Here is a 13,992-nt window from a genome sequence, read left to right as displayed (position 1 = left end):
CGGCCGATGAACGCACAACGCGGACGCTCCGGGTGGAATTCCCGGAGCGTCCGCCTATGTCGCACTTTGTACGTGGGTGACCTATCGGGTCAGACCGTGAGGAGTGCCTCCAGCGGCACGCCCCGCAGATGCGGCTCCAGCCGCGCCCGGCCCCCGAGGAAGCCCAGCTCCAGCAGGACGGCCACGGCCACCACCTCGGCACCGGCCCGGCGTACCAGGTCGACCGAGGCCCCGGCGGTGCCCCCGGTGGCGAGCACGTCGTCGATGACGAGGACGCGATCACCCTCCTGGAGGTCCTCGGCGTGGACCTCCATCTCGGCACTGCCGTACTCCAGGTCGTACGCCTGCGACAGCGTCGCGCCGGGCAGCTTCCCCGCCTTGCGGACGGGGACGAAACCGATACCGGCCCGGACCGCGGCCGGCGCGGCCAGGATGAAACCGCGCGCCTCCAGGCCGACGATCTTCGTGGCCCCGTGCCGTACGGCGGACTCCACCAGCGCGTCGGTCAGTGCCGCGAACGCCTTCGGGTCCGCGAGCAGCGGGGTGATGTCCTTGAACATCACCCCCGGCTCGGGATGGTCGGGCACGTCACGGATACGGCTGAGAAGCAGGTCCCTCGTACTGTCGTCGGTCATCGACGCTTCCCCGAGGGACGGCCCCGGCCCCGGCCGCCGTGGCTCCGGGGACCCGCGACAGCGGCGGCGGGCGGAGTGTCCTCCGCGTCGCCGTCGTCGTCAGGCTCGGTGTCCACCGGTCCGGACGGGCCGTCGTAGGCGAGCTCGGGCGACTCGCCCCGGGCCGCGGCGGACGCCCGCTTGGCCAGCACCCGCTTCTTCAGCGCCTTGATCTGCGGCTCGCGTTCCTTGAGGTCGGCGACCAGCGGAGTGGCGATGAAGATGGACGAGTACGCGCCCGCGGCGAGGCCGACGAACAGCGACAGCGAGATGTCGTTCAGCATGCCGGCGCCGAGGACACCGCCACCGATGAACAGCAGACCGGCGACCGGCAGCAGCGCGACCACGGTGGTGTTGATGGAACGCACCAGGGTCGAGTTGATGCTGCGGTTGGCGACCTCGCTGAAGGTGAAGCGGGTCTGCTTGGTGATGTCCTTCGACCCCTCCTTGAGGCTGTCGAAGACCACGACCGTGTCGTAGAGGGAGTAACCGAGAATGGTCAGCAGACCGATCACCGTGCCCGGCGTGACCTCGAAGCCGACCAGCGCGTAGACCCCGACCGTGATCGTGAGGTCGTGGATCAGTGCGATCAGCGCCGCGACGGCCATGCGCCACTCGAAGGCGATCGCGAGATAGATCACCACCAGGATCATGAAGATCCCGAGACCCGTCCACGCCTTGTTCGCGATCTGCTCGCCCCAGCTGGGGCCGACCAGGTCGGCGTTGATCTTCTCCTTGGGGATGTTCAGGTCCTCGGCGAGCTGGGTCTGTGTCTTGTCCGCCTGGGCCGTGTTCAGCTCGGTGACCTGGATGCGCAGCCCGCCGTTGCCGAGCTTCTGCACGATCGCGTCGTGGCCGGAGGACGCCTCCGCCGACTCACGGGCCTCCGTGACGGAGACACTGGTCTTCGGGGTGTTGAAGACCGCTCCGCCCTTGAACTCGATGCCCATGTTGAGCCCGCGCACCGCCAGGGCCGCGATGGCCGTGATGGTGATGAGGATCGAGATCGCGTACCAGAACTTGCGCTTCCCGACGAAGTCGTAACCGACTTCGCCGCGGTAGAGCCGGGCGCCGAGATCGCCGAGTCGAGACATCTCACGCCTCCTTCGGGTCGATGGGGGCGCTGAGACGGCGGGGGCTGCGGCGCAGTGGCGGTTTGGCCCCGAGACGCTTCGGGTCGAGCCCGGACCAGGAACCGCCGCCGGAGAAGAACTTCGTACGGGCGACCAGCGTCATGATCGGCTTCGTGAAGAAGAAGACCACGACGACGTCGAGGACGGTGGTCAGGCCGAGCGTGAACGCGAAGCCCTGCACCTTGCCGACGGTCACGGTGAACAGCACGGCGGCGGCGAGGAACGACACGAAGTCGGAGACCAGGATCGTGCGCCGGGCGCGCGGCCAGGCGCGCTCGACGGCGGGCCGGAGCGTACGGCCCTCCCGGATCTCGTCCCGGATTCGTTCGAAGTACACGATGAACGAGTCCGCCGTGATGCCGATCGCAACGATCGCACCACACACCGCGGGGAGATTGAGGGCGAAGCCGATGCCCGGTCCGAGCAGGGTCATGATCGCGTACGTCATGAGCGCCGAGGCCAGGAGGCTGACGATGGCGATCAGCGCCAGGCCCCGGTAGTAGAGCACCAGGTAGATGACGACCAGCGCGAGGCCGATGGCACCGGCGATCAGACCGGCGTGCAGCTGCTCGTCGCCGAGCGCGGCGGTGACCGTGGTGACGGTCTCCTCACGGAAGGTGAGGGGGAGCGCGCCGTACGACAGGATGTTGCCGAGGTCCTGCGCCGACTCCTGGGTGAAGTTGCCGGAGATCTCGGCGTTGGCGCTCAGCGTCTGGCGCACCGAGGGCGCCGAGACGACCTCGCCGTCGAGGACGATGGCGAACTGGTTCTGCGGGGCCTGCTGCTGGGACAGCTTGCTGGTGATCGTCTGGAACTTCTTCGAGCCCGCGCCCGTGAAGTCCATCTGGACGATCCACTGGCCGGTCTGCTGGTTGATGGTGGCGTTGGCGTCGTCGACGTCCTTGCCGCCGACCTCGGCGGGACCGAGGACGTACTTCTCCCAGATGTCGTCGTTCTGACCGCAGGCGAGCGTCGGCTCGGTCGGCTTCGCCGCGTCGCCGAGGGCGCCGCGGGCCTTGTCGTCCGTGCAGTCCAGCTTCGCGAAGTCGGCCTGGAGCTTCTCGGTCGCGGGGTCCGCGGGGGGAGCGGCGGACTCACCGGGCGCCGGGGGCTCGGAGGCGCCGGGCTCGTCGGACGCCGGGGCGCTCGGGCTGGGCGACTCGTCGGCCTTGAGGTCCTCGGTGACGGCGCGGCCCTGGGTGGTCTCCGAGGGGCTGGGGGCGTCGGACGGCGCGGTGGCCGTCTCCTCCTCCGGCTTGTCGCTCGCGGAGGGCTTGGCGTCCGGGCTCTCGCCGGCGCCGGCGCTCGGGGTCGCGGCCGGCGGCGGCTGCTGCGCGGCGGGGTCACCCGGGCCCAGGGTCAGGACCGGCCGGAAGTACAGCTGGGCGGTGGTGCCGACCTGCTCGCGGGCCTGCTCGGAGTTCGTGCCCTTGGGAATGTTGACAATGATGTTGTCGGTTCCCTGGGTCTGGACCTCGGCCTCCTGCACACCGAGACCGTTGACCCGGCGCTCGATGATGCCGACCGCCGTGTTCATGTTGGTCTCGTTGACCGCGTTCGCCTGACCCGGCGAGTTCTGAGCCTTGAGCGTGATGGTCGTACCGCCGGCGAGGTCGATACCGAGACGCGGCGTGAGCTCGCCCGCCCCGAACATCCCGCCGACGAGCGCGATCATCGCGATCAGGAACAGGATCAGGGTGCGCCCCGGCTTCCCCGGGGCTCCCGTCTGCCTTCGGCCCTTCTGAGGTGCTGCCACCTTTTCGTTTCTCCCTGTCCGACCGCTCCACGCCGGGTGAGCGACGGAGCGGCAACGAAGTGTTGTGGGGACGTGCCCGCGCGAATACCGCCGCCGTCCGGGGACCGCGGTGCGCCCGTGGGCGCGGCGCGGTTACCGGACGGGACTACTTCGCGCCGCTCTCGCCGTCGGCCTTGGCGTCGCCGGTCTCGGCCTTCTCGGCGTCGGCCTTGGTCACGACGGCGTCGGCGTCGGCGGTGCTGTCGGCCGCGTCGCTCTTGCCGAGGTCGATCCGCGCGACGTCCGTGCCCTCGGTCAGCGAGGAGGCGTCGTCGGGGACGACCGGCCCGTCGGCGTCGGTCTCCTCCTCGTCGCCGTGGACGATGCGGTTGTAGTCCTCGTCCGTGAGGACCGCGCCGATGGAGTTCTTCGCGTAGACCGCGTGGACGCCCGGGGCGACCTCGAGGAGCACGGTGTCGTCGTGAACCTCCTTCACGGTGGCGTACATGCCTCCGATCGTGCGGACACCGGCGCCGGGCTGCATCTCGTCGCGCATCTGCGCAGCCGCCTGCTGCTTCTTCTTGGCGGACCGGGTCATCAGGAACATGGCCCCGATGAGCACGATGAAGGGGAGGAGGGTCGCGAGACCATTCACGGGAGGGAACTTCCTTCGCACGACCGCGTTGTCGAGCGGCCTGGTATACGGGGGTGGGTGCGCCGACTTTTTGAGGGCGGCATCGGCGGAGTCTAAGCGAGTCCGCGTCGATGGAACAACGCCCGGCATGCCGCCGGGGTTCCTGCCGGGGCGGGTGCGCGTCCGCTCACACCCCGAACAGCCCCGGTTGCCCGCCCGTGCCGGGCCCGCCGGGCGGTGGGGCGAGCCCCAGATGCGCCCACGCGGCGGGGGTCGCGACCCGGCCCCGGGGGGTGCGGGCCAGCAGTCCCTCCCGTACGAGGAAGGGCTCGGCGACCTCCTCGACGGTCTCGCGCTCCTCCCCCACCGCGACCGCGAGGGTCGACAGACCGACCGGGCCGCCGCCGAACAGCTTGAGCAGGGCTTGGAGCACTGCCCGGTCGAGACGGTCCAGCCCGCGCCGGTCGACCTCGTACACCTGGAGGGCGGCGGCGGCGATCTCCCGGTCGATCCGGCCGTCGGCCTTGACCTGCGCGTAGTCGCGGACCCGGCGCAGCAGCCGGTTGGCGATACGGGGGGTGCCCCGTGAGCGCCCGGCGATCTCGGCGGCACCGGCGGTGTCGATCTCCAGGTCGAGGAGGTGCGCGGAACGGTGGACGACCCGTTCCAGCTCGGCGGGCTCGTAGAACTCCATCTGCGCGGTGAAACCGAACCGGTCGCGCAGCGGGGGCGGCAGCAGACCGGCCCGGGTGGTGGCGCCGACGAGGGTGAACGGCGGCAGTTCCAGCGGGATGGCGGTGGCGCCGGGGCCCTTGCCGACGATGACGTCGACGCGGAAGTCCTCCATGGCCATGTAGAGCATTTCCTCGGCGGGCCGCGACATCCGGTGGATCTCGTCGAGGAACAGGACCTCGCCCTCCTGGAGGGAGGAGAGGATCGCGGCGAGGTCACCGGCGTGCTGGATGGCCGGGCCCGATGTGATACGGATCGGGGCGCCCATCTCGGCCGCGATGATCATGGAGAGGGTGGTCTTGCCGAGTCCCGGCGCGCCCGACAGCAGGACGTGGTCGGCGGTGGCGCCCCGGGCGCGGGCGGCCTTCAGGACGAGGTCGAGCTGTTCGCGTACGCGCTCCTGCCCGACGAACTCGTGCAGCGACTTGGGGCGCAGCGCGGCCTCGACCGCCTGGTCCTCACCGTCGGCGGACGCGGTGACGAGCCGGTCGCCCCCGGTGGCCGGGTCCCCGCCGTCCGCCGGCGGGGGGCCGCCGGGAGTCCTGTCGCTGCTGTCGTCCCAGTTCACTGTGGTTCACCTCGTGGAAGCGGGCCGTCCGTGGACGGTCCCGTGGAAGTCGGCTCCGGCGCCGGTCCGGCGGCGCCGGCGGGGTGGCCCGTGCCCGTGCCGGTCGGTGCGAGCGGTCGGCGACCCGGGTCCCGGGCCGTGGGTCCCTGGTCCCTGGTCAGCGTGCGCGGTTCAGCGTGCGCGGTTCAGCGACTGGAGCGCGGCCCGCAGCAGCCTCGGTACGGCGGGCTCCTCCCCGGCCGTGATCGCCGCCTCGGCCTGGGGGGTGACCAGCGCGACCGCCTCGTCGGCCTCCCTGGTGGCGTACCCGAGGCCGATCAGCGCCGCGTGCAGCTGATCGTGCCAGGCGAGGGGGACGGAGAACCCGCCGCCCGGTCGGCCCACCGGGGTGCCGACGGGCTCGCCGAGCCGGTCCTTCAGCTCCAGCAGCAGCTTCTGGGCGCCCTTCTTGCCGATGCCGGGGACGGCGGTGAGGGTCTTCTCGTCGTCCGTGGCGACGGCGACCCGCAGGGTGTCGGGCGCGTGCACGGCGAGCATCGCCTGGGCGAGCCGGGGGCCGACGCCGCTCGCGGTCTGGAGGAGCTCGAAGGTCTGGCGCTCGTCGTCGTCGGCGAAGCCGTACAGCGTGAGGGAGTCCTCGCGGACGACCAGCGAGGTGGCGATCCTCGCCTGCTCGCCGACGCGCAGGCCGGCGAGGGTGGCCGGGGTGCACTGGACGAGCATGCCGACGCCACCGACCTCGATCACCGCGGAGCCGGGGGCGAGGGCCGTTACCGGGCCGGTGACGAAGGCGATCATCGGGGGACCTTCCGTACGGATGCGGATGCGGGGGCGGCGGGTCGCGACGCCTTGGCCGCGGCGTGCGCCTGCTGGAGACGGTTGACGGCCGGGGCGCGCCAGATGTGACAGATCGCCAGGGCGAGGGCGTCGGCGGCGTCGGCCGGCTTGGGCGGGGCGTCCAGCCGCAGGAGCCGGGTCACCATGGCGCCGACCTGTGCCTTGTCGGCGCGACCGCTGCCGGTGACGGCGGCCTTGACCTCGCTGGGGGTGTGCAGGACGACGGGGATGCCCCGGCGGGCGGCGCACAGCATCGCGACGGCGCTGGCCTGGGCCGTGCCCATCACCGTACGGACGTTGTGCTGGCTGAACACCCGCTCCACGGCGACCACTTCGGGCCGGTGCTCGTCCAGCCAGGCTTCCAGGCCGCGTTCGACCGCGACCAGTCGGGAGCCGAGGTCCGCGTCGGCGGAGGTGCGCACCACGCCGACGCCGAGCATCGTCAACGGGCGTCCCGCGACGCCCTCGACGACGCCGACCCCGCATCGCGTCAGCCCGGGGTCCACACCCATCACCCGCATCGTCCCTCCCCCTCGCCCTCTCGGTCCCGCTCGCTCACACGTTCTGCCGATGGGTCAGAACACCTGCTCGGCACAGTATCGGTCGGCACTGACAACGCGGCGGGCCGACGGGGGTGTGTCCCGTCGGCCCGCCGCGTACAGCCGGGTCGGCGCCGGGTGACCGCGCGCCGCTTCGCCCACCGGTCAGGCGTCGACCTTCTCCATGACGTCGTCCGAGACGTCGAAGTTGGCGAAGACGTTCTGCACGTCGTCGCTGTCCTCCAGCGCGTCGATCAGCTTGAAGATCTTCCGCGCTCCGTCCTCGTCCAGCTCGACCTGCATGGTCGGCACGAAGTTGGTGTCGGCGGAGTCGTAGTCGATACCGGCCTGCTGGAGCGCGGTGCGGACCTCGACCAGGTCGGTGGCCTCGCTGAGCACCTCGAAGGACTCGCCGAGGTCGTTGACCTCCTCGGCGCCCGCGTCGAGGACGGCGCCGAGGACGTCGTCCTCGCCCAGTTCGCCCTTGGGGACGATCACGACGCCCTTGCGGTGGAACAGGTACGACACGGAACCGGGGTCGGCCATCGAGCCGCCGTTGCGGGTCATCGCGACCCGGACGTCGGAGGCGGCGCGGTTGCGGTTGTCGGTGAGGCACTCGATGAGCACGGCGACACCGTTGGGCCCGTAACCCTCGTACATGATCGTCTCGTAGTCGGCGCCACCGGCCTCCAGGCCGGCGCCGCGCTTGACGGCCGAGTCGATGTTCTTGTTCGGGACCGAGCTCTTCTTGGCCTTCTGGATGGCGTCGAAGAGGGTCGGGTTGCCGTCGACGTCGGCGCCACCGGTACGGGCCGCGACCTCGATGTTCTTGATCAGCTTCGCGAAGAGCTTGCCGCGCTTGGCATCGATCACGGCCTTCTTGTGCTTCGTCGTAGCCCATTTAGAGTGGCCGGACATCTGCCTGTCTCCTTCGCGTAACCCATCCTGCTCCGTTCGGCAGAGATCCTACCGGGATCCCCTCACCCGGCGGAGCGCACCATCTCCGCGAAGTAGCCGTGCAGCCGGTGGTCGCCGGTGAGTTCGGGGTGGAACGCCGTCGCGAGGGCATTGCCCTGCCGTACGGCGACGACGTGCCCGTCGTGCTCGGCCAGCACCTGGACCTCGGCGCCCACGGACTCCACCCAGGGCGCCCGGATGAACACCCCGTGCACCGGTCCCACGCCCGCCACGTCGACGGCCGCCTCGAAGGACTCGTTCTGCCGCCCGAAGGCGTTCCGGCGGACGATCATGTCGATGCCGCCGACGGTCTCCTGCCCGGAGCGCGGGTCGAGGATCTTCTCGGCGAGCATGATCAGTCCGGCGCAGGTGCCGTAGACCGGCATCCCGGCACGAACGCGCTCGCGCAGCGGGTCCAGCATCCCGAAGAGGACGGCCAGTTTGGACATGGTGGTGGACTCGCCGCCGGGGATCACCAGGCCGTCGACGGCGGCCAGTTCGTCGGGCCGCCGCACGCTCGTGGGCTCGGCACCGGCCGCCGCCAGGGCGGTCAGGTGCTCCCGTACGTCGCCCTGGAGGGCCAGGACGCCGATCAGCGGGCCGCGCGCGGCGCCCCGGTCACCAGCCACGGTTGGCGTAGTGCTCGGACGCGGGCAGGGTGTCGATGTTGATGCCGACCATGGCCTCGCCGAGGTTGCGGGACGCGTCCGCGACGATCTTCGGGTCGTCGTAGAAGGTGGTGGCCTTCACGATGGCGGCGGCGCGCTTGGCGGGGTCACCGGACTTGAAGATGCCGGAGCCGACGAAGACGCCCTCGGCGCCGAGCTGGCGCATCAGCGCGGCGTCCGCCGGGGTGGCCACGCCGCCCGCGGAGAACAGCACGACGGGCAGCTTGCCCAGCGCGGCGACCTCCTTGACGATCTCGTACGGGGCGCGCAGCTCCTTCGCGGCGGCGTACAGCTCGTTGTTGTCGTAGCCGCGCAGCTTGGCGATCTCGTTCTTGATCTGGCGCAGGTGGCGGACGGCCTCCACGACGTTGCCGGTACCGGCCTCGCCCTTGGAGCGGATCATGGCCGCGCCCTCGGCGATCCGGCGCAGGGCCTCGCCCAGGTTGGTCGCGCCGCAGACGAACGGCGTGGTGAAGGCCCACTTGTCGGCGTGGTTGACCTCGTCGGCCGGGGTCAGCACCTCGGACTCGTCGATGTAGTCGACGCCGAGGGACTGGAGGACCTGGGCCTCCACGAAGTGGCCGATGCGGGACTTGGCCATCACGGGGATCGAGACGGCCTCGATGATGCCCTCGATCATGTCGGGGTCGGACATCCGCGCGACGCCGCCGTCCTTACGGATGTCGGCGGGAACCCGCTCCAGCGCCATCACGGCGACCGCGCCGGCGTCCTCGGCGATCTTCGCCTGGTCGGGCGTGACCACGTCCATGATCACGCCACCCTTGAGCTGCTCGGCCATGCCGCGCTTCACGCGCGCGGTGCCGGTCTCGGGGGTCTGGGCGGGGGTGGGAAGCGTGCTGGACACGGTGACGACCTCACTGGGTGCGGAAGGCTGGGCGGTGGGCGTCCGGGGAGCCCGATGACGAGCCGAGCAAACCTCTGCGGACCGGTCCACAGCAAGGGCCAATGGCAGGCCGGTGGATCATTTCCGGACGTACGCGGTCCGGTCGCGCGGTCGAAGGAGCGCGCCGGCCCGCGTCGGGCGGGGTGAGGGCGGCGCCTGCGGCGGGCCTGGTCCCCTCCCCGCCCCTTCCCGAAACCGGGGCGCCGCCCCGGACCCCGCTCCTCACACGCCGGAGTGGCTGGGATGTTCCGGCGGGGCTGAAAACGGCCTCCGCCCATCGGCGGATACGGGCTAGGTGCCGGGGCGGTCGGCGAGGGCGACCGGGGGCTGGTCGTCCATCTCGAAGGCGAGCGGGAACGGGGCGTGGCCGGCCAGTCGGAACAGGCGGACCGTACGGTGCCGACGCAGGGCGCGGGCCGCCCGTACGGAGTCGTTGTGGAAGCGCCGGGCCATCGGGACGCGGCGTACGGCGGCGGCCAGTTCGGTCGCGGCCTCCTCGCCGCCGGGGGCGGCCCGTACCGCCTCGACCTGCGCGGTCTCCCCGAACACGGCGCGCAGTGCCTCGCTCAGCTCGCTCTCGGCCACCTCGCGCTGCTCCTCCTCCGCCTGGCGGGCGGCGTGCGCGCCCTGGTAGAGCACGATGGAGGCGGCGGGATCGAGGACGCCCGAGGTGGCCAGTTCCTGGGCGACCGAGGCGCGGCGCAGCAGCTGGGCGTCGAGCGAGGCCCGCGCGGCATCGATCCGCGCGTGCAGCCGGTCGAGCCGGCCGGCGGTCCAGCTGAGGTACAGGCCGATCGCCACCAGTGCGACGAGGATCCAGATCAGGGTTTCGGTCACGCAGGGCAGGCTACTGGTGACGTGTACCGCCGCCCCCACCCCGCCCCTCGGGGGCACGGGCGACCGCGGTGGGTCCGGTTCGTACGGGGGGCGCCCTCCCCGGCCGGGAACTCTTCGGGCACGGGCCCGCGCGGCGGTCGGCGGGGACGTTCACAGAACCGGAAGGTCACCCCGGCCGACGCACCGCCCGCCCCTCCGGGCATAGGCGACAGCGCTCGTCTCCGTAGGCGGCGTCCGGCGGTGGCTCCGGTACCTACGGGGCCGCCCTCCCCGGGCCGGAGGACACTCCCCCGGACACGGGCCCGCGCGACGGACCACGGAGACGTTCGTGGCACACGGAGGCCACCCCGGCCGACGCACCGCCCGCCCCTCCGGGCATAGGCGACAGCGCTCGTCTCCGTAGGCGGCGTCCGGCGGTGGCTCCGGTACCTACGGGGCCGCCCTCCCCGGGCCGGAGGACACTCCCCCGGACACGGGCCTCCACGACGGACCACGGAGACGTTCGCGGCACGCGGAGGTCACCCGGCCGACGCACCGCCCGCCCCTCCAGGCCCCGGGCGACGGCGGCGGTCTTCGTGGGCCGCCGCACGTCCCGGCGGCGGCGGGCACCCGCTCCGCAGCGGCCACGGAACGTCCCGCCCGCAGACCCGGGCGGGACTCCCCGGCATGTCCTACTCGCGCGCCGCCAGGCCGAAGCGGGCGCGGAGGCCGACCCGTTCGTCGGTGGCCACCGACGACGCGCCGTCCGTCACCGTCTCGTACACCGCCAGGATGTCCGCGCCCACCGTCGACCAGTCGAACCGCCGTACGTGCGCGCTGCCGCGCTGTCGCAGGCGGGTACGGCGATCGGGGTCCCCCAGCAGCCGCACCGCCGCCTCGGCCAGCGCGTCCGCGTCCTCGTTGGCGAACAGCTCGCCCGCCGCGCCCTGGTCCAGGACCTGTGCGAACGCGTCCAGGTCGCTCGCCAGCACCGCCGCGCCCGCCGACAGCGCCTCGACCAGGATGATGCCGAAGCTCTCGCCGCCGGTGTTGGGCGCCACGTACAGGTCGACGCTGCGCAGCAGCCGCGCCTTGTCCTCGTCGCTCACCATGCCGAGGAATTCGACGCTGCGGCGCATCTCCTTGGGAAGCGACTCCACCGCCTCCTTCTCGTCGCCCCGGCCGGCGACCAGCAGCCGGGTCTCCGGGAAGGCGTCGAGGATCTTCGGCAGGGCCTTCATCAGGACGGGCAGCCCCTTGCGCGGTTCGTCGATGCGCCCGACGAAGCCGATCGTGCCGCCCTGCCACACGGGGTTGACGTCCGCCCGTGCGAAGAAGTCGACGTCGACGCCGTTGGGGATGACGACCGCGTCGCCGCCCAGGTGCTCGACCAGCGTGCGCCGGGCGTACTCGCTGACGGCGATCCGTGCGCTTATCTTCTCCAGCGCCGGCTGGAGGATCGGGTACGCGGCGATCATCATGCGCGAGCGCGGGTTCGACGTGTGGAACGTCGCCACGATCGGCCCCTGCGCCGCCCAGCAGGTGAGCAGTCCCAGCGAGGGCGCGGTGGGCTCGTGGATGTGGATGACGTCGAAGGTGCCGTCGTGCAGCCAGCGCCGGACCCGTGCCGCCGCCAGGAAGCCGAAGTTCAGCCGGGCCACGGACCCGTTGTACGGGACGGGCACGGCCCGTCCGGCGGAGACCACGAACGGCGGGAGCGGCGTGTCGTCGTCGGCGGGGGCGATCACCGAGACCTCGTGGCCCAGCCGGATCAGATGGTCCGCGAGGTCCCTGATGTGGAACTGGACTCCGCCCGGTACGTCCCAGGAGTACGGGCAGACGATGCCGATCTTCACCGGGGCCCCCCGGTTCTCCCCGCGCCGCGCCCGCCGTCGGCGGCCGGATCACTCGCGGCCGGAGACGCCGCACCGTCGGCGCGGCCCGGTGCCGCCCCGGCCGGGGCGTCGGCGGCGGCGTCCGCCGGACCCGATGCCGATGCCGATGGCGGTGCCGTGCCCGCGGCACCCGGCTCCCCGTCCTCCGGACGTGGTTCGAGGTCGGCGAGCCAGAGCCGTTGCAGCATGTGCCAGTCCTCCGGGTGCTCGGCGATACCCGTCGCGAACGCGTCCGCCAGGGCCTGCGTCATGACGGCCGACTTCTCGGCCCGTCTGCCTGACACCGGCACCTCGACGGCCGGATACACCCGTCCCCGCATGAGCGCGGGCCCGTCGTAGTGGAGCGTCGCCGGGAGCAGCAGCGCCCCGGTCTGCTGGGCCAGCATCGCGGGCCCGGCCGGCATCCGGGTCTTCTCGCCGAAGAACGTCACCTCGACGCCCGAAGCGGACAGGTCCCGGTCGGCGACCAGACAGACCAGCCCGCCGGCCCGCAGCCGCCGGGCGAGCGTCCCGAAGGCGCTGCCACCGGTGTGCGGCAGCACCTCCATACCGAGGCCCTCGCGGTACTCCACGAAGCGGTCGAAGAGCGATTCGGGCTTGAGGCGTTCCACGACGGTGGTGAACGGCACGCCCATGCCCCGGGTCAGCCAGGCCCCGGCCAGGTCCCAGTTGGCCAGGTGCGGCAGCGCCAGGACGACGCCCCGCCCGCTCTTGAGGCCGTCGGTCAGCAGATCCAGGTCGGTGATCTCGACGCTGCCGCGCACCCGTTCCGCGCTCCAGACGGGCAGCCGGAACGACTCCATCCAGTAGCGCATGTACGAGCGCATGCCCGCCCGTGACAGCTCCGCCAGGCGTTCGGGGCCCGCCTCCGGGACCACCCGGGCGAGATTGGTCTCCAGCCGGAGTACGTTCGGCCCGCGCCGCTTCCACACGGTGTCGGCGATGGTCCGGCCGAGCGCGCCGGCCACCGGTTCGGGAAGTTTCTTGACCGTGCTCCAGCCGGCGCCGTACAGGGCGTCGACGAGCCGGTCCCGGCCGCCGTTCATGAGACCTTTCCGCCGGTGCCGGCCGCCGCGTCGGCCTCGGCGGACTCCCGCCGTACGGTCACGACCCGCTGTCCCAGCGTCACCAGGGAGCCCACGGCCACCACCCAGAGCGCGATGGGAAGCAGGATGTCGATGCCGGGCACGCCGAAGGCGTGCAGTCCCGCGAGTCCCGCCGCCACCAGGGAGATGACCAGCCGCTCGGCCCGCTCGATGAGGCCGTTGACCGCCACCGGGAGCCCTATCGACTCGCCCCGGGCCTTCGTGTACGAGACGACCTGGCCGCTCGCCAGACAGAAGATCGACACGGCGCACAGGATGTTGTTGTCGCCGGTCCCGGCGTACCAGAGCGCGAATCCGCCGAAGACGGCGCTGTCGGCGACCCGGTCGAGCGTGGAGTCGAGGAACGCGCCCCACCGGCTGGAGATGCCCGCCTGGCGGGCCATGTTGCCGTCGACGAGGTCGGAGAAGACGAAGAGGGTGATGACGACGGTGCCCCAGAAGAACTCTCCGCGCGGGAAGAAGAACAGCGCTCCGGCCACCACTCCCGCCGTACCCACGAGGGTCACGGTGTCGGGACTCACCCCCCGGCGGAGCAGAAACGCGGCGAACGGGGTGAGGACACGCGTAAAGAATGCACGCGCGTACTTGTTCAGCATGGCCTTCCCGACGGTCGGTGGCAGGCGGCCCCTTCGGCCACCGGCTGGCCCATCGTAGCCAGGACCGGGGTCCGCCACCGCCGGGGCGCCCGGTGTGGGGGTGCCGTGCCGGGCCCCGGCCCCGGGGCGGGGTCCCGATCCGGTGGGGGCGAGGGCCGGATTCTCCCTGACGCGGAGCGTGCGCCCCGGTTACGCTGT

General features: G+C 72.0%; 14 protein-coding genes. All 14 read right to left on the bottom strand.

Features of this window, described 5'->3' with window-relative positions; genetic code table 11:
• Positions 1–89 precede the first annotated feature (89 nt).
• Complete coding sequence (locus OG875_RS26670) at positions 90–635, bottom strand: adenine phosphoribosyltransferase (RefSeq protein ID WP_330176768.1); 546 nt, start codon at positions 633–635, stop codon at positions 90–92.
• Positions 632–1,768, bottom strand: coding sequence for a protein translocase subunit SecF (gene secF, locus OG875_RS26665; protein WP_330176767.1), 1,137 nt, complete (start codon positions 1,766–1,768; stop codon positions 632–634). The genes OG875_RS26670 and secF overlap by 4 nt, the downstream gene beginning before the upstream one ends.
• A 1-nt stretch (position 1,769) precedes the next feature.
• On the bottom strand, positions 1,770–3,563 hold the full coding sequence (secD, locus tag OG875_RS26660) for a protein translocase subunit SecD (RefSeq protein ID WP_330176766.1): 1,794 nt from the start codon (positions 3,561–3,563) through the stop codon (positions 1,770–1,772).
• 145 nt (positions 3,564–3,708) lie between these two features.
• Positions 3,709–4,149 carry a preprotein translocase subunit YajC gene (gene yajC, locus OG875_RS26655; protein ID WP_443079290.1) on the bottom strand — a complete coding sequence of 147 codons (441 nt, stop codon included), beginning with the start codon at positions 4,147–4,149 and terminating at the stop codon, positions 3,709–3,711.
• A 214-nt stretch (positions 4,150–4,363) separates the two neighbouring features.
• A complete protein-coding gene (gene ruvB / locus OG875_RS26650) occupies positions 4,364–5,476 on the bottom strand; it encodes a Holliday junction branch migration DNA helicase RuvB (protein ID WP_330176764.1) in 1,113 nt (370 codons plus the stop codon).
• Positions 5,477–5,647: 171 nt separating this feature from the next.
• A complete protein-coding gene (gene ruvA, locus OG875_RS26645; RefSeq protein WP_330176763.1) occupies positions 5,648–6,274 on the bottom strand; it encodes a Holliday junction branch migration protein RuvA in 627 nt (208 codons plus the stop codon).
• On the bottom strand, positions 6,271–6,834 hold the full coding sequence (ruvC, locus tag OG875_RS26640) for a crossover junction endodeoxyribonuclease RuvC (protein WP_330176762.1): 564 nt from the start codon (positions 6,832–6,834) through the stop codon (positions 6,271–6,273). Before ruvC ends, ruvA begins: the two co-directional genes overlap by 4 nt.
• A 183-nt stretch (positions 6,835–7,017) precedes the next feature.
• Complete coding sequence (locus OG875_RS26635) at positions 7,018–7,770, bottom strand: YebC/PmpR family DNA-binding transcriptional regulator (RefSeq protein WP_164249023.1); 753 nt, start codon at positions 7,768–7,770, stop codon at positions 7,018–7,020.
• A gap of 62 nt (positions 7,771–7,832) precedes the next feature.
• Positions 7,833–8,438: a pyridoxal 5'-phosphate synthase glutaminase subunit PdxT gene (gene pdxT / locus OG875_RS26630; RefSeq protein ID WP_330176761.1), complete on the bottom strand. Its 606-nt coding sequence runs from the start codon at positions 8,436–8,438 to the stop codon at positions 7,833–7,835.
• Positions 8,428–9,342: a pyridoxal 5'-phosphate synthase lyase subunit PdxS gene (gene pdxS, locus OG875_RS26625; RefSeq protein ID WP_330176760.1), complete on the bottom strand. Its 915-nt coding sequence runs from the start codon at positions 9,340–9,342 to the stop codon at positions 8,428–8,430. Before pdxS ends, pdxT begins: the two co-directional genes overlap by 11 nt.
• Positions 9,343–9,672: 330 nt before the next feature.
• Positions 9,673–10,218 carry a hypothetical protein gene (locus tag OG875_RS26620; RefSeq protein ID WP_330176759.1) on the bottom strand — a complete coding sequence of 182 codons (546 nt, stop codon included), beginning with the start codon at positions 10,216–10,218 and terminating at the stop codon, positions 9,673–9,675.
• 671 nt (positions 10,219–10,889) lie between these two features.
• Positions 10,890–12,053 carry a glycosyltransferase family 4 protein gene (locus tag OG875_RS26615; protein ID WP_330176758.1) on the bottom strand — a complete coding sequence of 388 codons (1,164 nt, stop codon included), beginning with the start codon at positions 12,051–12,053 and terminating at the stop codon, positions 10,890–10,892.
• Entirely contained in the window at positions 12,050–13,138 is a 1,089-nt protein-coding gene (locus tag OG875_RS26610) for a phosphatidylinositol mannoside acyltransferase (RefSeq protein ID WP_330176757.1), read from the bottom strand. The genes OG875_RS26615 and OG875_RS26610 overlap by 4 nt, the downstream gene beginning before the upstream one ends.
• The gene (gene pgsA / locus OG875_RS26605) at positions 13,135–13,794 is read right to left on the bottom strand and encodes a phosphatidylinositol phosphate synthase (protein WP_330176756.1); all 660 of its coding nucleotides are present in this window, start codon (positions 13,792–13,794) and stop codon (positions 13,135–13,137) included. The genes OG875_RS26610 and pgsA overlap by 4 nt, the downstream gene beginning before the upstream one ends.
• Positions 13,795–13,992 lie beyond the last annotated feature (198 nt).

The sequence above is a fragment of the Streptomyces sp. NBC_01498 genome (assembly GCF_036327775.1).
In the GTDB taxonomy this organism is placed as follows: domain Bacteria; phylum Actinomycetota; class Actinomycetes; order Streptomycetales; family Streptomycetaceae; genus Streptomyces.
This window is presented reverse-complemented; position numbering and strand designations above follow the sequence as displayed.